Here is a 17,067-nt window from a genome sequence, read left to right on the forward strand (position 1 = left end):
AAGGCGCACATCTGATACTGCCGAGGAGGCAAGCATGGCTAAGTTCGACTACAACGACGACTCGGTTGTCGTGATCGTTGGTTCGGGCGCGGGCGGCGGGACGCTGGCAAACGAGTTATGTCAGAAAGGGGTGAAAGTGGTCGTGCTGGAGGCAGGCAAGCGCCAGTCTTCAGCGACCTTCATCAACGACGAATGGAAGTCGTTCGGGCAACTCGCCTGGACCGATAAACGCACCACGTCAGGCACCTGGCGCGTGGCCAAGGACTTCCCTGAATTACCCGCATGGATCTGCAAGACAGTGGGCGGCACGACCACGCACTGGGCGGGTGCGTCGCTGCGTCTTCATGAGCACGAGTTCAAGGCGCGCACGACCTATGGTTCCATCGATCAGGCGAACCTGCTTGACTGGCCGATCGCGCTCTCCGATCTCGAACCCTACTACGCACGCGCCGAAGACAAGATGGGCGTCACGCGCACGAACAACATTCCGGGCCTGCCGGGCAACAACAACTTCAAGATCCTGTACGACGGCGCGACCAAGGTCGGCTACAAGAATTGCAGTACCGGTCACATGGCGATCAACAGCCGCCCACGCGCCGGACGCGGCCGCTGCATGCAGCTCGGCTTCTGTTTCCAGGGCTGCAAGTCGGGCGCGAAATGGTCCACGCTCTATACGGAAATTCCCGCTGGCGAAGCCACGGGCAGGCTCGAATTACGGCCGGAATCGCACGTGATGCGCATCGAGACGAATGCTGCCGGCAAGGCCAGCAGCGTGGTCTATATGGATGCCGACGGCAAGCAGCAGCGTCAGCGCGCACGCGTGGTCTGCGTCGCGGGAAACTCGATAGAAACGCCGCGCCTGTTATTGCTCTCGGAATCATCGAAACATCCTGACGGCCTCGCCAACAGCTCGGGCCAGGTGGGCCGCAATTACATGCGGCACACCACGGGCTCGGTGTTCGGTGTGTTCAAGGAGCCCGTGCATTTTTATCGTGGCACGGTGATGGCTGGCATTGTCACGGACGAAGCCGAGTTCAATCCGAAGCGCGGATTTGCGGGTGGCTACGAAATGGAAACCATCTCGCTCGGTTTGCCGTTCGCCGCCGCGTTCTTCGATCCGGGTGCATGGGGATCGGACTTTGCTTACTATATGGACAACTACGCAAATACCGCCGGCATGTGGATTGTCGGAGAGGACATGCCGCGCGAGACCAACCGCATCACGCTGAATCATGACGTGAAGGATCAGGTCGGGCTGCCGGTGGCGAACGTCCATTACGACGATCATCCGAATGACATCGCCATGCGCAATCACGCGTTCAAGCAAGGTGAAGCCATCTATGCAGCGGCAGGCGCCGTGAAGACGCTGCGCACGCCGCCCTACCCGTCCACGCATAATCTGGGCACCTGCAGGATGAGTGCGAAATCGAGTGACGGCGTCTGCAACAAGCACGGCCAGACCTTCGATGTCCCGAACCTGTTTATCTCCGACGGCAGTCAGTTCACGACCAGCGCGGCCGAAAATCCGACACTGACCATCGTGACGCTGGCAATCCGGCAATCGGATTACATCGCGGACCAGATGAAACGCCGTAATATCTAGAAAACAGAGGCTTGCGAAGCGACCGAAGCGACCCACAGGAACCGCCGCCCGGCGGTTCCTTCTTCAATGTCAGGAGCTGTCCATGTGCAGGATCTACGCTCAAACCGATCCCATTCTCTATGAATGCCGCGCGCGCTCGGTGCGCATCAGCGGCGTGACAACAACCATCCGGCTGGAAAACCTGTTCTGGCAAACCCTGTCCGAGCTCGCCGCCGACAACGACATGACGACCAACCAGCTCATTGCCAAGTTGCATGAGGAGGTCACGCAGCATCTGGGCGAAACGACGAATTTTGCGTCGTTCCTGCGCGTCACCTGTCTTCGATATCAAGGGCTGAGGGCGAATGCATCGATGGATTTTCGCAGCCACGTGGCAGCGGCGACGACAGACAAGGTGACAGGCTGACCGATGACAAAACCGATGACCGGACGTGCATGGGCGAAATCGTCTTGTGGGGTGCTACTCACGCTCACGCTACTCGCGGCAGTTGTATTACCGGCGCAAGCGGCGCCGGATGCCGCAGCCGCTTTGTCGATCGTGCAGAAGAACAACTGTCTCTCCTGTCATGCCGTGGATTCGCAAGTGGTCGGGCCGGCGTATCGAGAGATCGCGAAGAAGTATCACGGCGATGCCTCGGCGCCCGACAAGCTATTCACCAAAGTCCGCAATGGCGGCGCTTTCGTTTGGGGCGAAGTCCCCATGCCGCCGAACCCCAATATTAGCGACGCCGACTTGCATACTGTGATCGCCTGGATTCTTTCCGGCGCGCCCGACAAGTAAGTCGACTCTTTGAGCCCAAGCGCGCTGCCCTTTCCACGCAGCGCGCGATATTTTTCCCCTCTAGGTAAAACCCCTTATTTCGCGCGGCCTCCTCACGCACTAACCTCGCGTCAGCTATAAACAGAACGTCGTTCTATCTGACAGAACTTCGTCAAAGCGAGACACCCATAGGAGGGTTCAATGGCAAGCCTGCCAATCGATGCGACGCACGGGTCGCCCAATTCAAGCGCCGGCGTGGGCGATACAACGTTCGGCGTCAATGCGCGCATCGACCGGCTGCCGGCGACGCGTTCCGTCTGGATGCTCGTATTCCTGCTGTCCATCGGCGGCTGGTTCGAATTTTATGACCTGTTTTTTACCGCCTACGTAGGCCCCGGCCTCGTCAAAAGCGGCCTCTATTCCACGACAACGGCCTCATTCTTCGGCGTCTCGGGACTTGGCGCGTTCGTGGCGGCGTCGTTTGCGGGCTTGTTCATCGGCACATTCTTTCTGGCCGGTCTCGCCGATCGATACGGCCGCCGCACCGTCTTCACCGTCTCGCTGCTCTGGTATTCGGCGGCCACGCTGATCATGGCGCTGCAAACCACCGCGCCCGCGATCAACCTATGGCGGCTGATTGCAGGCATTGGCGTGGGCGTGGAGCTTGTGACTATCGATACCTACGTCAGCGAGCTCGTCCCCAAACATCTGCGCGGCCGTGCGTTCGCGTTCGTCCACCTCGTCCAATATTCGGCCGTGCCCTCGGTCGCGTTTCTCGCATGGTGGCTCGTGCCGCAAAAACCCTTCGGCCTGGATGGATGGCGCTGGGTGGTGATCATCGGTGCATTGGGTGCAATCGTCGTTTGGGCGATCCGCCGGCGCGTGCCTGAAAGTCCCCGTTGGCTCGCGCAACAGGGCCGTACGGCGGAAGCGGAGAAGGTACTGCAAGCCATCGAGGCGAAAGTAGCCGCGCAATATGGACGCGCATTGCCAACGCCCGTTGCAACCGTCGAACCGGCAACCACGAAGGCCGCGTTCCGCGAAATCTGGCAGCCGCCGTATCGCAAACGCGCGATCACCATGCTCGTCTTCAACTTCTTCCAGGCGATCGGGTTCTACGGCTTCGCGTCCTGGGTGCCGACGCTGCTCGTCTCCAAAGGCGTCACGATCACGCACAGCTTGCTGTACTCGTTTGTCATCGCGATATCGAATCCGTTTGGACCGTTGATCGGGATGGCGATTGCGGACCGGATTGAACGGAAGACGCTGATCGTGTTGTCGGCATTCGGCATCGTCGTGTTCGGCAGTTTGTTCGCCACGCAGACATCGCCAGTCATGCTGATGATCCTCGGCGTGCTGATCACGCTTTGCGGCACGTTGCTTTCGGTCGGCTATCACGCGTATCAAACCGAGCTCTTTCCCACGCGTCTGCGCGCTCGCGCCGTGGGTTTCGTGTATTCCATCTCGCGTCTTTCCGCCATGTTTTCCGGCTTCATGATCGCGTTCGCGCTGCGCCACTTCGAAGTGACCGGCGTGTTCGCCTTGATCAGCGTGTCGATGGTGATGGTGATGGGCGCGATCGGCATCTTCGGACCGCGTACCAACAATCGCAACCTCGATGAAATTTCGCAATGATGGTTCGATCTGAACAAGAGGTTCTGACATGACGCTTCCGTTAGCTGGCGTGCGGGTGCTGGATTTATCGAATGTATTGGCCGGGCCGTTTTGTGCGTATCAACTCGCGCTGCTCGGCGCAGAAGTGATCAAGGTCGAGCATCCGGAAGGCGGCGATCTGGCAAGGCGCCTGGGTGCCGATAAGGACGCGTCGGAACGCGGCATGGGTGCGTCGTTCGTGGCGGTCAATGCGGGGAAGCAGTCGATCACGCTGAACCTGAAAGATGCGCGCGGCAAGGAGATCTTGCGCTCACTTGTGAAGACGGCGGACGTGCTAGTAGAGAACTTCCGGCCCGGCGTGATGACGCGCTTGGATCTTGGCTACGAGGCTTTGAGCGAGATCAATCCGAAGCTCATCTATTGCGCGATCTCCGGTTTTGGTAAGGATGGCGAATTTTCCAAGCGGCCTGCGTACGACCAGATTATTCAGGGCATTTCTGGCGTGATGAGCGTGACGGGCGATGCCGAAAGTGCGCCGCTGCGCGTGGGCTATCCGGTCTCGGATACGGTCGGCGGCTTGACGGCGGCGTTCGGCATTTGCGCGGCGCTGGTCGATGCCCGCGCGAATGGACGCGGCCGGATGCTCGATGTATCGATGCTCGAAGCCACGCTCTCGACCATGGGCTGGGTCGTGTCGAACTACCTGAACGCCGGCGTCACGCCCGCGCCGATGGGCAACGAGAACTTCACGGCTGCGCCCTCGGGCACGTTCAAGACGGGCGATGGTTTGCTCAACATCGCGGCGAACGAAACGAAGCAGTTCGTGAGTTTGTGCCGGTTGATCGGGCGCGCGGATCTCGCCGATGACCCGCGCTTTTCCGAGCGCAACACGCGCAAGGTGAATCGTGCGGCGTTGAAGGTGGAGATTGAAGCGGCGCTGGCAACCGACAGCGCGGTGAACTGGGATGCCAAGCTGACCGAAGCCAGCGTGCCGGTTGGACGGGTGATGTCGGTGCCGGACATTCTCGCGCATCCGCATCTGGTATCGCGTGAATTCGTGCACGAGTTCAACGGTGACAATGCCGTCACGCGGCAACGCGTCACCCGCGCCGGCTTCCGTTTCTCTGATGCCGACACCGCGCCCGCCACCCCCGCGCCGACCTTGTCCGCCAACACCCGCGAGCATCTTGCAACGCTCGGTTTCGACGATACGCAAATCGACGAACTGCGCGCCGAAGGAGTGATCTGACCATGACGCAAACATTTGACGCGGCCACGCTTGCCGCGGATTACTGGAGCACGTCGATCATCGATATCCATCCGGGATCGATCAATGTCCGTGGCTTTCCGATTCAGGAGTTGATCGGCGCGATCAGTTTTCCGCAGATGATCTGGCTCATGCTGCGTGGCGAATTGCCGGATAAAGCGCAAGCGGCATTGTTCGAAGCGGCGCTCGTGGCGTCGGTCGATCATGGTCCGCACGCGCCGTCTATCGCCATCTCGCGCATGGCGACAAGTTGCGGTTTGCCGTTGAACGGCGCAATGGCATCGGCTATTAATGCACTCGACGATGTCCACGGCGGCGCGGGACAGCAAGCGGTCGGGCTATACGATTCGATCGTCGCGCTCGAAGACGCTGGCGCCACGTTGAGCGATGCTGTCGCGCAAGGCGTGGATACGTTTATCGAAACGAGCGGCAAGTATCTGCCCGGCTTCGGGCATCGCTTTCATCCCGTCGATCCGCGTGCGGTCAAGCTGCTTGCGTTAGTCGATACAAGCGTTGAACAAGGCGCAATCAGCGGACGATACGCGGCGGTTGCGCGCGGTGTAGAAGCGTTGCTCAAGCAGCGGAAAAACAAGCCGGTGCCGATGAACATCGACGGCGCAACGGCCGTGATCTATGCGGAACTCGGCTTCGCGCCGGAGTTGGCGCGCGGGGTGTTTTGCTTATCGCGCGCGGTCGGGATCTTGTCGCACGCGTGGGAACAACGCGAGCGCAACGAGCGCAATAAAGGGCCGATGCCGCGTCAGATGGCCTACAAATACACCGGCAAGCCCGAGCGTCATTTGGGCTGAACCTTCGCGGCGCGTTCCTGCGCGTTGCGTAACGCGCGCGCGTCGCCGCCGAGTGCATCGGTTGCGCGGGCCGCGCAATCGAACAACGCGCCAATATTGCGCGCCACGAACGCCAGATCGATCCGCGAACTCGGACCGGCGAGCGTCAACACGCCGCGCAGGGTCTGGCGCACCCCGAAGACGGGCATCGAAATGCCGGCGGTCTCGCGGTCGCGTTCGCCCATGGAGACGCAGTAAAAGTCGTCGCGAATGCGCTCGAACACTTCGCCTTCCGCTCCGCCGAATGCAAGCAGCACCAAGCCGCCTGAGCCGCTTCCCAACGGCAACACGTCGCCTTCGCGAACGTGATAACGCACTGCGTGCGTCGAATCCACACGATGCAAACACACCCGCACCGCTTCGTCACGCACATAGAAGGACACGCTTTCGCCACTGATTTCGGCGAGCTCGCGCATGAGCGGAACGAGGATATCGCCGAGATTCAAACTGCGTTGATACAACGCGCCGAGCATGAAGGTGGCCGGGCCGAGCTGAAAGCGGCCGTCATCGAGACGCAGCAGCAAGCGGTGCTGAATTAGCGCGCCCGCCAAGCGCAGCAGCGTGCTTTTGTAGAGCCCGGTACGCGCGGCGAGTTCGGCAAGCGTCAGCGATCCATCGTCGGGCCTGAACGCAAACAGGATCGAACAAGCACGGTCGATGACGGCAACGCCTTCGCTTTCTTTCGGGCCAGGTTTGATCTCGGGGGTTTGCATGGTTGAGTGACGTGGGTGAAGCGTCGTGTCCTGTATATGGTTCGATGGGGAATTTTACGCGATGGCGGGGACGTCTCATACGGTTCATATAGGTGGCTGAGCCCCCTTTTCTGCGGAGCCGGTTTTGATGAATATCGAAAGCGCTTTGATCGGGCGATGGCAAACCCCAAATTCACAGATGCGTGGCGGGGCAGAGCGTTAGTTGCTTTTTTGCGCGTTGGCGTCACGTGCGAAAGCATGGAATACGTGGCAGCATTTATGCATCGAACGACACTGGCCAATCCCGCGGAGAACGTGCATGGACGATCGAAAACTGCTGGCGCGCACGCCTAAACTTGAAATTGCGTACGTCGATTTGGGTCCAGCCGATGGGCCGCCGGTCATGCTGGTCCACGGTTGGCCCGATGCCGCGCGCGCCTGGACAACCGTAGCGCCACGTCTCGCTGCGGCGGGCTTTCGGACGATCATGCCGGACTTGCGCGGCAGTGGCGACACGCGGTTTCTATCGGCGGATTCTGTACGCGACGGCTCCGGCGTGGCGCTCGCGCAGGACGTGATCGACTTAGCCGATGCCTTGGGAATCCATCGTTTCGATGTCATCGGCCACGACTGGGGCGCACGCGCGGCCTATACGCTGGCAGCGCTGTTTCCTGAGCGTATAGGCCGCATCGCCGGACTCGCGCTGGCGTTCCAGCCCAAAGGTTTGTTCGAACTGCCGCACTTCTCGCAGGCGCGGAAGTTTTGGTATCAATGGTTCATGGCACTCGATGACGCCCCCGCAGCAATCGCCGCCGATCCCAAAGGATTCGCGCGTCTGCAATGGGATACGTGGTCGCCGCCCGGCTGGTTCGACGATGATGAATTCGCGCTCACTGCCGCCGCTTTCGATAACCCCGACTGGGTGCCAATCACGCTCAACGGTTATCGGCGGCGCTGGCGTCAGGGGGAAGTATCCGATCCGGCATACGCTTCGCTGCGGGAGAAACTGGCGACTATCGACCAGCTTTCGACACCTACGCTGATGATCCAGGGCGGCTCCGATTTCTGCGACGAACCGGCTTCGTCGGAAGGGATGGAGAAGAAGTTTACGGGTGGTTATCGGCGGGTGGTCCTGGACGGCGTGGGGCACTTTCCGCCCCGCGAAGCACCCGACGCGGTGGCGGATCTGGTGATCGGGCATCTGCGCGGGGAGTGAGTGCTTTAGCCGAGCGCACCAAAGCTAAGCGCTAACGTACTCATCCGTAGACAACATAGTTGCATAGGCAAAACCCAGCGCCGCCATGAACGCCGCATGCACCTGGGCGGCCGGAACCTTGACGCCGCCGAACTCCATGTCGAGCGTAGCAACGGCATCATGTATGACCGTCGCCTTATAGCCAAAATCGACAGCCGCCCGCGTGATTGCGTCCACGCACATGTGGCTCATCGCACCGGCAACAATCACTTCTTCAATGCCATTGGCGTCCAGAATCTTCTCCAGGTCAGTGTCACGAAAGGCATTGATTTGATGTTTCAGGACGACGTGCTCCCCTTCCTTGTTGATCACTTGCGGAGCGATCGCGGCCCCTTCCGAGCCGGCGACGAAAAACGCTGCGTCGCTCTTCGGCGACTCATGGCGAACATGCACGACGAGGTGGCCAGCAGCACGTGCTGACTGAAGCAGACGCGCCGCATTCGCGGCTGCGGCTTCGATGCCGGTCAACGTCCATTTCCCACCGGGGAAATAATCGTTTTGCAGGTCTACGATGATGAGTGCACGCTTGGACATGTTCTACTCCTGGGTTTGGCGAGAATCGGGAACGTTCTGCGAGACTCAAGAGTAAGCTTCTGCGATGATTTAGTGAATTGGCAGGACTGACAGAAAACGAGGTAAAACTGACAATGGCAAAAAAACCAGCCGTCGTGGAAATAGCATTGTTGATCTATCCGGGGAGCCAGCTTGCCGCTATTCACGGGCTGACGGACCTGTTTTACATTGCGGAGCGCTTATATCAGCGGTCAAACAACGTTGGACATCCAGTGCTCAAGGTAAGCCATGTCCAGTTCGACGCCGGCAGTTCCGCCCCGCCATGGGCAGATTGCGCGCCCGATTTCGTGATTCTTCCGCCAGCACTCGGAACGCTGCCCGTCGGCGATGCTTTCGCTCCGATCGCCACATGGTTGAACGACTGTCATGCGAGAGGGTCCGTGCTGGCGTCCGTTTGCGTCGGGACATTTCTATTGGCGCAAACCGGGCTGCTCGCCAAGCGCTTGGCAACAACGCATTGGTCGCAGGCGCAACTCCTCGCTGAGCGCTTTCCCGACATTCACGTCGATGCCGACAAACTACTGATCGACGACGGCGACATTCTGACTGCGGGAGGCGTGATGGCGTGGGCTGATCTGGGGCTCAGGATAGTCGATCGTCTGCTAGGCTCTGCGGCAATGGTGGAGACTGCACGCTTCCTCCTGGTCGATCCTCCCGGACGAGAGCAGCGCTATTACAGCGCCTTCTCTCCGAAACTCAATCACGGCGACAAGACAATCCTCGACGTGCAGCACTGGCTACAGACAGACGGCGCCAACCATCCGACAATCGCTTCAATGGCTCAGCGCGCGGGGTTGGAGGAAAGAACCTTTCTTCGTCGATTTCAAAAGGCCACCGGTCTTCGCCCGACTGAGTATTGCCAGCATCTGCGGGTCGGCAAAGCGCGTGAAATGCTCGAAACGAGCCAGCAATCGTTTGATCAGGTCGCCTGGAAGGTCGGTTACGAGGATGTTGGATCGTTTCGAAAGATTTTTATCCGGCTGACGGGATTGGCTCCAGGGGACTATAGAAGGCGCTTTCAAACGCAGAGCGAAGGCATGGCCGCCGCGCCGTTTTAGGGGGCATTCAATTCAAACTTCTAAAGAACGGCAGCTGACCCCGAAACAGCATGCCCGATGCGGGTAAGGTGAAACGTGCGGCGCAATTCGAAGCCCAAACGTTCATACAACCCAATCGCAGAACGGTTGTCGCTGAACACGTGGAGAAACGGAGCCTCCCCCAGTTGCTCGATTTGCCTGCCCAAGGTTTTCACGAGCCGGCCGGCAAGCCCTCTTCCGCGCCAGTCTTCATCGACACAAACAGCGCTTATCTCAACGTAACCGTCGGGCCGCATCCGTTCGCCGGCCATCGCAATGAGACGCCCCTGGTCGCGGATGCCGATGTAATTGTCCATCTCACTCGTCCGCTTGCCGAAAGGACCGGGCTTCGTCTTTTGGACGAGATCGAGCATATCTTTCGCATCGGCGTTACTCAGCGGGATCATTTCCTCAGCGTCCATGTCCCGGGCCTCCAGGTGCGTAGCGACCATTTGATGGACGATGCGATGCCCACGTGCGTCATTTGCAGCGCATCGGCTGGAGCCATCGCATCGAATGATTGCAAAACGACTTGCTCGCCGGGCAGCAAAAGCGCGTGGGGCGCCCGGTAGGCAGCCGGGGTTTCGGACGCCAAGGCGGCGAAGGGCGCCACATCGGGATGGTATCGGCGGGCAAACGATTCGCAGAGCCCAAGATGCGCCTGCCGGGTCGTAAGCGCCGCCCAGATCGGGTGGTCGAGGCCGACGTGCATTGCATGATTCATATGCTTTTCCTTTGCAAGAGCCGACTCTGTCGCCGCGGATTGAATGCCTGGCCAAGCGCAACGCGTGTCATATACCCACGCTTTCCTTGATCGCTTGCTCGATGATCGATAACCCCTTATCGATCTCAGCCTCGGCAATGGTAAGCGGCGGAGCGAGACGGAAGACGTCGCCAAGTCCCGGCAACTGCACGATATTCATATGCAGGCCGAGTTCGAGGCAGCGACGTGTGATTGCAGCGGAAAGATCCGGCGCCGGAGATTTCGTTGCTCTATCTCCGACAATTTCAATCCCGAGCATCAACCCGCGTCCACGCACATCGCCGATACAGTCGAAGCGGCTTTGAAGCGTCTCCAGACCGCCGCGCAAACGAGAACCAAGCACACCGGCGCGCTCAACAAGCCCGTCCCGCTCGATGATTTCGATGACCTTGAGCCCGACCGCTGCCGGCATCGGATCGGACACGTGCGTCGTATAAAACAGGAAACCTCGTTCGTGCGCCTGGTCCTCGATTTCCTGCGTCGTCAGCACGGCGGCCAGCGGAAGTCCTGCGCCCAGCGTTTTGGACAAGGTCAGGATGTCGGGCGCTACGTCGTCGCGCTCGCACGTGAACATGGTTCCGGTTCTGCCCATGCCGGTTTGCGCTTCGTCCACGATCAACAGCATGCCGCGCTCGACGCACTTCGCTTTTAGCGCGCGCATATAGCCTTGCGGCAATTCAATCAGGCCACCCGAACTCAGGATTGGCTCAGCGATAAACGCCGCGAGGCTGCCGCAAGATTGCCTGTCGATCAGGTCGAATGCGTAGTCGAGTTCGGCCGCCCAATCGTATGCGCCGTTGCGTTCGAACCTTGGCCGGTACGGATACGGCGCCGGAATGGCGAAGGACCCCACGGCGGCCGGACCGTAACCCTTGCGGCCGGCGCTGTATGTGGCCGATGCTGCGCCGCCAGTCATCCCGTGCCACGATTGGGCGAAGCTCACGATCTCGTACCGTCCGGTGACGAGCTTCGCCATCTTGATCGCTGCTTCGTTGGCTTCACCGCCGGTGCTGAGCAGCAGGGAGCGCTCGAGTCCTTTAGGCGCGATGCCGGCCAGGCGGGTTGCCAGATCCACGACCGGGCGCGAGAGCATCCCGCTGAAAAGGTGCGTGAGATTACGTGCGCTCTCGGCGATAACTTCAGCGATTTCCGGATGAGAATGGCCGAGGATGGCGCTCATCTGTCCAGAGGTGAAATCGAGTATCGCGCGGCCTGTGGAATCATGAACATGGCTGCCGCTGGCACGCTCGATTATGACGGGCGAGAATGATCCGCCGTAGCGGATCAGGTGCTGCTGAGCGTTTGACCAAAAGTCCCGATCGGTTTGTGCTGACATGTCTGTGTCCAGAGAGGCGGGCGGATGTGCCGAAGGTCAATGTAAGCGAACTAAATCGGCGGGTGGAAATGAAAAGTTGTGATGCCTGCCATTCGAGGAGCTGATGCCATCATGTTGCAGCTGGATTTCGATTTGCTCAGGACGTTCGTCGCCATAGCGGATGCCGGATCGCTCACGCGCGCGGCGGCGGAAGTTGGCCGTACGCAATCCGCGCTCAGCATGCAGTTGAAGAGGATTGAAGAGATCGTCGATGGCGCCGTGCTGGTGCGTACCGCACGCGGTGTCGAGCTGACATCGCGCGGGGATCGGCTGTTGTCGCACGCCCGAAGGCTGGTGCGCGCACACGACGAGGCGCTGGTCGACGTGACGGGTCGCGGGCTCACCGGTTCGATCCGGCTTGGATGCCCCGAGGACTACTGCACGGAGTTCCTTCCGGCCGTGCTGCGCGCGATAGCGGCGCAGCATCCGCGGGTCGCGCTGGAAGTCGTCTGTGCGCCTACGCCCTTGCTCGAGAAAATGCTCGATGCACGCCGTGTCGATGTGGCTTTGGTATCGCTCGCCGCGCAGGGAAATCAGGAGCGGGTGATTCGATGGGAGGACCTGGTATGGATCGCGTCGCGGGACTTCTACGCCTCAAGCGACGGACCGCTTCAAATAGCCTTGTCCGCGCCCGAAACACTCGATCATCAGGCGGCGCGGCGTGCGCTCGACAGTGCCAACATCAGCTATCGCGTGGCTTATGAAAGCGTCAGCAAGGATGGGCTACTGGCCATCGTGCGGGCGGGCATAGCAGCCGCTGTGCTGACGAGAGGGGCGGTGCCGGCTGATTTGCGGATCATGCCCGCCGGCGAACTGCTCCCGCCGCTTCCACATGTGGGCATTGCCGTCGTTTCACATTCGGGTCCGGTCGATTCGCTGCTTGTGGAAAATGTGAAGGACCTCATGACCCGCACCTTGAGAACGATGTCGGCACCTTCGTCCTGATGAGTTCCGCCGGGTGCCATCGAGATGCTTGCGAGAGCCTTTCGAAGGCAACTGCGGACGCTTCGGACGCACGGCTATAATCGTGCTCAATCGTGGCTATGGAAGTTTTATTCGTGAAAAAGATTGCTGTTGTTGCGCTTGTCGCGCTCGTACTTACCGGCTGCTCGTCCGCTGAAAAGCAGGAGGCGCAAGCCCAGAAATTCGCCCGCAACGAAACCAGCCTTGCCGCCGCTCAACACAATGCGGTAGTCAATTGCGATGCGGCGAACTGCGACGCCGCCTGGGCGCTTACAAAACGCTATATCGAGCAATATTCCGATACGTCGGTGACACGCGCGGACGCGGTCGCTATCGACACCGACGTGCCTTCCGGCGGCGGCAAGGCCAGCTTATCGGCCACGCGTGACGCGAAAGGTTCGGGCGCAACGCTCACCCTCTTTGCGCAGTGCCGCGGCATGTACGGGCAAGACAGCGCAAAAGGTTCGGACTACGACAAGTGCGCCGACAAGATCCTCAAGGCCCAGAACGGATACGCGGCGTTTCTCCAGGCACATGCGTCTGGTCAGTAAATGCGTTGAGTGCGCTGCCCGCCCGACGCTGGCACGTGTGAGCGTACTCAAACTTTCTCGCAAATTGCCTGGATAAGCGCGGCGCGCCCTTCCCCCAGGTTGCGGCGAAGGTTCACAGCGGCCTGACCGAACGCCGGACCCATGACCGTCCCGAGAGCGAGCACGGGCGGCGTCGAAGACCGCGCCCGCTCGGCCTCCCGCTCCAGAAACCAGCTAACTCCCGCTTCCGTGCAGTCGGTCCACGACGTGATGCGAAACCCTTGGCTTACGAGGACGGTGCGCATTGCGTCGGCCGACAGGAGGAAGCTCGTCTCCGGCCCGCTCGCCCAAGGCACCGGGTAATGCAGGGGATCTTCAGATGCGGCAACGACATCGAAGATGGCGAAGTGGCCGCCACGGCGCAGCACGCGACGCGTTTCACCGTAGAGAGCATCCCGGTCGGCAATATTCATGGCAACGTGCTGCGACCACGCGACATCGAACGCGTCTGCAGAGAATGGCAGGGAAAGTGCGTTCCCGCGCTGGTAGGCGACCTTGTCCTCGAGACCTGAACGCTCGGCCAGAAACCGGGCGGCGTCGACAAACGACTGACTTAGATCGATGCCCTGCACCGTGCATCCGAAGGTCTCGGCTAAATAACGGGACGGTCCGCCGAGGCCAGATCCTATATCGATAACGCGAGTTGCCTCGGTGATCGGCAGTGCCTCAGACAGTTCAACGGTGGCCGCCAGTCCCCGCGAATGGAGCTGATCGAGTTGAGCAAGATCTTTCGCCGAAAGCCGCTTCTCGCCAAGTCCGCTTAAGGCCAGCGCCGCGCGGAGGTGCTCGACCAGGCTCGGTCGCTCATAGTGTTCGGTGATCTCATTGGCTTCGTCCATGGACCTGCTCCGTCATTATTTGCAACAGCGGTCAGTGTAGCGATCGAACACGAAAAACTGTATGGTCGTAAATGCCAACTTTGAGGTCATTTGCGCCATATGCATTTGCATACTTCAACGTGTCAATCGCAGACATGCGCAAGAAGCTCCGACAGCGGTGTACCGTCACAAACCGTGCTCGCAGTTAATATAGTCCCGTCGCCACGAGCCATCACATCGGAGCCCTTGCCCTATGCAAAATCCAAATGTGTCCGTGACCTCCGTCGCGTTGCCGTCCGGTTCACGCGTAACGCGCATGTACGAGCATCCCAACCTCGCGGATGCCTACACCATCCGCTTGCCGGACAACGCAACCACCGATCCCGAACTACTCGCGCGTTTCATGTTTTCGCATCAGGCAGCATGGGTTGCAAAGCTCCTGCGGGTGCGCGACGCGCTCGTTGCCGGATTCGGCCTCAAGACTGCGAAACGCCTGGCGGAATCTGCACGATCCGAGCAGGATAAGCACGTCTCCATTTTCAGGATCTACGAGCGCTCGGTCGATGAAATTATACTGGGCGAAGACGACAAGCATCTCGACTTCAGGGTGTCGGTGTTCCAGGAAGCCAGGCAAGAGGTTGCAGGCGGCGGGCGCTACCTGACGGTATCGACTGTCGTGCAATGCCACAATCTTCTGGGCCGGTCGTACATCCTGTTGATCACGCCATTTCATGAAATGGTGGTTCGATCGAGCATGCGCCGCGCTGCGCTTATCGGCTGGCCCACTGCCTCCTGAGGCGCCTTGCGCTCGACGCATCGCGACACATCGACGCTTTCGCGCACGCGAAACCACCTACTCTTCCCGGTCTCCTTAGAGCCGTGAAGTAAACGCGCGTTTTCGTTGGCACGAGTCGATTCGAAAAAACCGGCATCGCCAGCTTAAGTGATCAACTTCGTCAACGCCGGGACACTCAGTACTGCGGCGTAATATCCCATGAACTGAACGCCGGTGTTAAAGCCGAAGCGCCGGGATAACAGTCCTCCTAAGAGCCCGATCGTCACGATCACAAGGAACCCCAGCAACTGCCCTTCCCACACGCTGATCACCACGATCAACCCCGCGAACGTTGCAATAATCGCTTCATGGCTGAGTCGCCGTGCAACGAACGAAGCCGCACGGTGCGCATAGTTCATCGAAAACGGATACGCAATCAGCGCCGCCAGCACGACCGACAACAAACCGTAGCCGAGGAATTCCCAGCTCGTCATCAATGTGTGCAGGTTGTTCATTTGCCCCGTGGCTGTATCGACGAAAAAGCGCGGCGGCGCGTTGAACAACGGTGCCGCCGGACCCGCTGCCACAGGACTCAACGGCAGTCCGAACGCAATCAGTGGAATCAGTGTCTCGGCAATGTACGTAGCCTCTGTCACGCCGTTTCGTGCGGCAATAACCGTGGTCAAACGATGGTACGCGTGCTTGACCCGCGAGCCGACCAGTTCGCCCATCACGACGGTCATCGCGACCGGGCTGAAGACAAACGTTGCGCTCGACACCGCCGCCGTCGCAATGGTCCAGTTTCGCTGCTGACGGTCGAGCACCTTCAGCGGATTGGGAAAGTAGCCACTCCAGCTTTTCACGTCGGGCGCGAGCGAGAAGGTCTTGACTTTGTCGCGGCGCATCACAGCGCGATCGGCGGGCGAGAGGATTGAAAACAGGTCGGCAATCAGCGGGCCAATAGCAATGCCCAAAAAATAACTGACGCTGAGTTTCACGCCGTATTTCCCGGTCAGCACCTGAAGTCCGACGATCACGAGCACGAACGGCACGAGCAGCAACACGGACGCCCATCGGCCCGATGAAAAGTACGCGATCGCAACGGCTGCGGCGAGAAATACCCACGGCGCAGCTTTCGATATCGACGGGCCGAACGGTGCAAGTAACACAGCGAACAACACGGCCAGCGGCACAGCGACGAAAGCCGCGATAATCCCACCCGAAATCATCTTTCTCAGCGCAATGTGCGGCACGCCGAGATTGCGCAGCATGGTCGCTTGCTGAAGCAGGGGCGCCGCGAGCGTGTCGCCTGGAATGCCGAGCAGCGCGGTCGGAATGGCATGCGTCATGTGTTTTGCCACGGCCCCGGCCATGAAGAACGTAAAGACCCCCGCGGGCGGCACGCCGAGCAGCGCGACCAGCAGGGTAAGCGGTGCAAGCGTGGTGGTTTCGTCCGTGCCTGAAATGAGGCCGATGCCGGCGAACACGATGGCGCCGATCAGGCCCATCGATACCGCCACCAGTATCTGGTGAACAAGCGCATCCATCACGAGGATTCCTTACTTGTTTTCGTTTCGATGAAAACGCGGCCTTCATCGAGCGCACGTTTTGATGCCTCGATGCGCTGCTCGTGTTTGAGGAATACATCGTAGAGACCCAGCTCTTTCATCTCTGTGGCCACCGGCAGCGGCAGATCCGCGACAAAGCCAAGGCCGCCCGCCTCGGCCGCGAGTTGATCGAGCACTTCTTCGCGGCGAGCTGTATCGGATGCCTGGTCGACCACTACACGTTTCGGCTTGAACAGCTTCGCGCACACCGCGCCCGCGATCAGGCAGCCGGCGAGTCCCAGCAGCATGGCGTAAGCACGGGTCATCGCGGCGTCGTGGACGTAGAGCGCGAGAAAATAATTGGCCGAGAAAAATGCGCCGAGGCTGATGCCGACGCCAAGCACGACAGACCACGCGAGATGCCGGATATCGACGGTGTCTCCCCACACTTCAACCAGATGGGAAACCCGCGCATCGACGTCTGTACTCGTGCCAACGGACGTGGATCTCAACGCCTCATCGGCGTCCAATACTGAATGCTTCATTGT

The 17,067-nt window shown here is 60.0% G+C and carries 19 protein-coding genes; 11 read left to right on the forward strand and 8 right to left on the reverse strand.

The window, feature by feature from the left end; genetic code table 11:
• The first annotated feature begins 34 nt into the window (after nt 1–34).
• The 6 genes from ACMX25_RS18575 (at nt 35) to ACMX25_RS18600 (ending at nt 6,053) form a co-directional block, all read left to right on the forward strand.
• Nucleotides 35–1,603 carry a GMC family oxidoreductase gene (locus ACMX25_RS18575; protein ID WP_414951519.1) on the forward strand — a complete coding sequence of 523 codons (1,569 nt, stop codon included), beginning with the start codon at nt 35–37 and terminating at the stop codon, nt 1,601–1,603.
• Between the two features lie 82 nt (nt 1,604–1,685).
• Nucleotides 1,686–2,009: a ribbon-helix-helix domain-containing protein gene (locus ACMX25_RS18580; RefSeq protein WP_299708297.1), complete on the forward strand. Its 324-nt coding sequence runs from the start codon at nt 1,686–1,688 to the stop codon at nt 2,007–2,009.
• Between the two features lie 3 nt (nt 2,010–2,012).
• Nucleotides 2,013–2,384, forward strand: coding sequence for a c-type cytochrome (locus ACMX25_RS18585; RefSeq protein ID WP_414951520.1), 372 nt, complete (start codon nt 2,013–2,015; stop codon nt 2,382–2,384).
• 180 nt (nt 2,385–2,564) lie between these two features.
• Nucleotides 2,565–3,998, forward strand: a complete 1,434-nt coding sequence (locus ACMX25_RS18590) for an MFS transporter (protein ID WP_414951521.1) — start codon at nt 2,565–2,567, stop codon at nt 3,996–3,998.
• A gap of 28 nt (nt 3,999–4,026) precedes the next feature.
• The gene (locus ACMX25_RS18595) at nt 4,027–5,226 is read left to right on the forward strand and encodes a CaiB/BaiF CoA transferase family protein (RefSeq protein WP_414951522.1); all 1,200 of its coding nucleotides are present in this window, start codon (nt 4,027–4,029) and stop codon (nt 5,224–5,226) included.
• Nucleotides 5,227–5,228: 2 nt separating this feature from the next.
• Nucleotides 5,229–6,053 carry a citryl-CoA lyase gene (locus ACMX25_RS18600; RefSeq protein ID WP_414951524.1) on the forward strand — a complete coding sequence of 275 codons (825 nt, stop codon included), beginning with the start codon at nt 5,229–5,231 and terminating at the stop codon, nt 6,051–6,053.
• Here the strand turns inward: ACMX25_RS18600 and ACMX25_RS18605 are convergent.
• Nucleotides 6,041–6,805: an IclR family transcriptional regulator gene (locus ACMX25_RS18605; protein ID WP_414951525.1), complete on the reverse strand. Its 765-nt coding sequence runs from the start codon at nt 6,803–6,805 to the stop codon at nt 6,041–6,043. The two genes, ACMX25_RS18600 and ACMX25_RS18605, sit on opposite strands and share 13 nt — an antisense overlap.
• 298 nt (nt 6,806–7,103) lie before the next feature.
• Between ACMX25_RS18605 and ACMX25_RS18610 the strand changes: the two genes are divergently transcribed.
• Nucleotides 7,104–8,000, forward strand: a complete 897-nt coding sequence (locus ACMX25_RS18610) for an alpha/beta fold hydrolase (protein WP_414951526.1) — start codon at nt 7,104–7,106, stop codon at nt 7,998–8,000.
• Nucleotides 8,001–8,024: 24 nt separating this feature from the next.
• Here the strand turns inward: ACMX25_RS18610 and ACMX25_RS18615 are convergent, their stop codons facing one another.
• Entirely contained in the window at nt 8,025–8,573 is a 549-nt protein-coding gene (locus tag ACMX25_RS18615; protein ID WP_414951527.1) for a cysteine hydrolase family protein, read from the reverse strand.
• Nucleotides 8,574–8,686: 113 nt separating this feature from the next.
• Here ACMX25_RS18615 and ACMX25_RS18620 point away from each other — a divergent pair, with 113 nt between their 5' ends.
• Nucleotides 8,687–9,670 (forward strand): GlxA family transcriptional regulator, encoded by a 984-nt coding sequence (locus tag ACMX25_RS18620; protein WP_414951528.1) that lies wholly within the window; start codon nt 8,687–8,689, stop codon nt 9,668–9,670.
• A gap of 20 nt (nt 9,671–9,690) precedes the next feature.
• Here ACMX25_RS18620 and ACMX25_RS18625 read toward each other — a convergent pair whose 3' ends face one another.
• The 3 genes from ACMX25_RS18625 to ACMX25_RS18635 form a co-directional block, all read right to left on the reverse strand.
• Complete coding sequence (locus tag ACMX25_RS18625; RefSeq protein WP_414951529.1) at nt 9,691–10,110, reverse strand: GNAT family N-acetyltransferase; 420 nt, start codon at nt 10,108–10,110, stop codon at nt 9,691–9,693.
• The gene (locus ACMX25_RS18630; protein ID WP_414951530.1) at nt 10,092–10,412 is read right to left on the reverse strand and encodes a hypothetical protein; all 321 of its coding nucleotides are present in this window, start codon (nt 10,410–10,412) and stop codon (nt 10,092–10,094) included. The genes ACMX25_RS18625 and ACMX25_RS18630 overlap by 19 nt, the downstream gene beginning before the upstream one ends.
• Before the next feature lie 67 nt (nt 10,413–10,479).
• Nucleotides 10,480–11,787, reverse strand: coding sequence for an aspartate aminotransferase family protein (locus ACMX25_RS18635; protein ID WP_414951531.1), 1,308 nt, complete (start codon nt 11,785–11,787; stop codon nt 10,480–10,482).
• 111 nt (nt 11,788–11,898) lie between these two features.
• Between ACMX25_RS18635 and ACMX25_RS18640 the strand changes: the two genes are divergently transcribed.
• Both ACMX25_RS18640 and ACMX25_RS18645 read left to right on the forward strand, forming a co-directional pair.
• Nucleotides 11,899–12,771 carry a LysR family transcriptional regulator gene (locus ACMX25_RS18640; RefSeq protein WP_414951532.1) on the forward strand — a complete coding sequence of 291 codons (873 nt, stop codon included), beginning with the start codon at nt 11,899–11,901 and terminating at the stop codon, nt 12,769–12,771.
• Between the two features lie 113 nt (nt 12,772–12,884).
• Complete coding sequence (locus tag ACMX25_RS18645; protein WP_414951533.1) at nt 12,885–13,340, forward strand: hypothetical protein; 456 nt, start codon at nt 12,885–12,887, stop codon at nt 13,338–13,340.
• Between the two features lie 47 nt (nt 13,341–13,387).
• Here ACMX25_RS18645 and ACMX25_RS18650 read toward each other — a convergent pair whose 3' ends face one another.
• A complete protein-coding gene (locus ACMX25_RS18650) occupies nt 13,388–14,218 on the reverse strand; it encodes a class I SAM-dependent methyltransferase (protein WP_414951534.1) in 831 nt (276 codons plus the stop codon).
• A 232-nt stretch (nt 14,219–14,450) separates the two neighbouring features.
• Here ACMX25_RS18650 and ACMX25_RS18655 point away from each other — a divergent pair, with 232 nt between their 5' ends.
• Nucleotides 14,451–14,993, forward strand: coding sequence for a DUF2867 domain-containing protein (locus ACMX25_RS18655; RefSeq protein WP_414951535.1), 543 nt, complete (start codon nt 14,451–14,453; stop codon nt 14,991–14,993).
• Between the two features lie 143 nt (nt 14,994–15,136).
• On the opposite strand, the gene ACMX25_RS18660 is transcribed toward ACMX25_RS18655, so the two are convergent.
• A complete protein-coding gene (locus ACMX25_RS18660; protein ID WP_414951536.1) occupies nt 15,137–16,519 on the reverse strand; it encodes a tripartite tricarboxylate transporter permease in 1,383 nt (460 codons plus the stop codon).
• On the reverse strand, nt 16,519–17,064 hold the full coding sequence (locus tag ACMX25_RS18665; protein WP_414951537.1) for a hypothetical protein: 546 nt from the start codon (nt 17,062–17,064) through the stop codon (nt 16,519–16,521). Before ACMX25_RS18665 ends, ACMX25_RS18660 begins: the two co-directional genes overlap by 1 nt.
• Between the last annotated feature and the right edge of the window lie 3 nt (nt 17,065–17,067).

The sequence above is a fragment of the Caballeronia eucalypticola genome (assembly GCF_047608185.1).
Classification (GTDB): Bacteria; Pseudomonadota; Gammaproteobacteria; order Burkholderiales; family Burkholderiaceae; genus Caballeronia.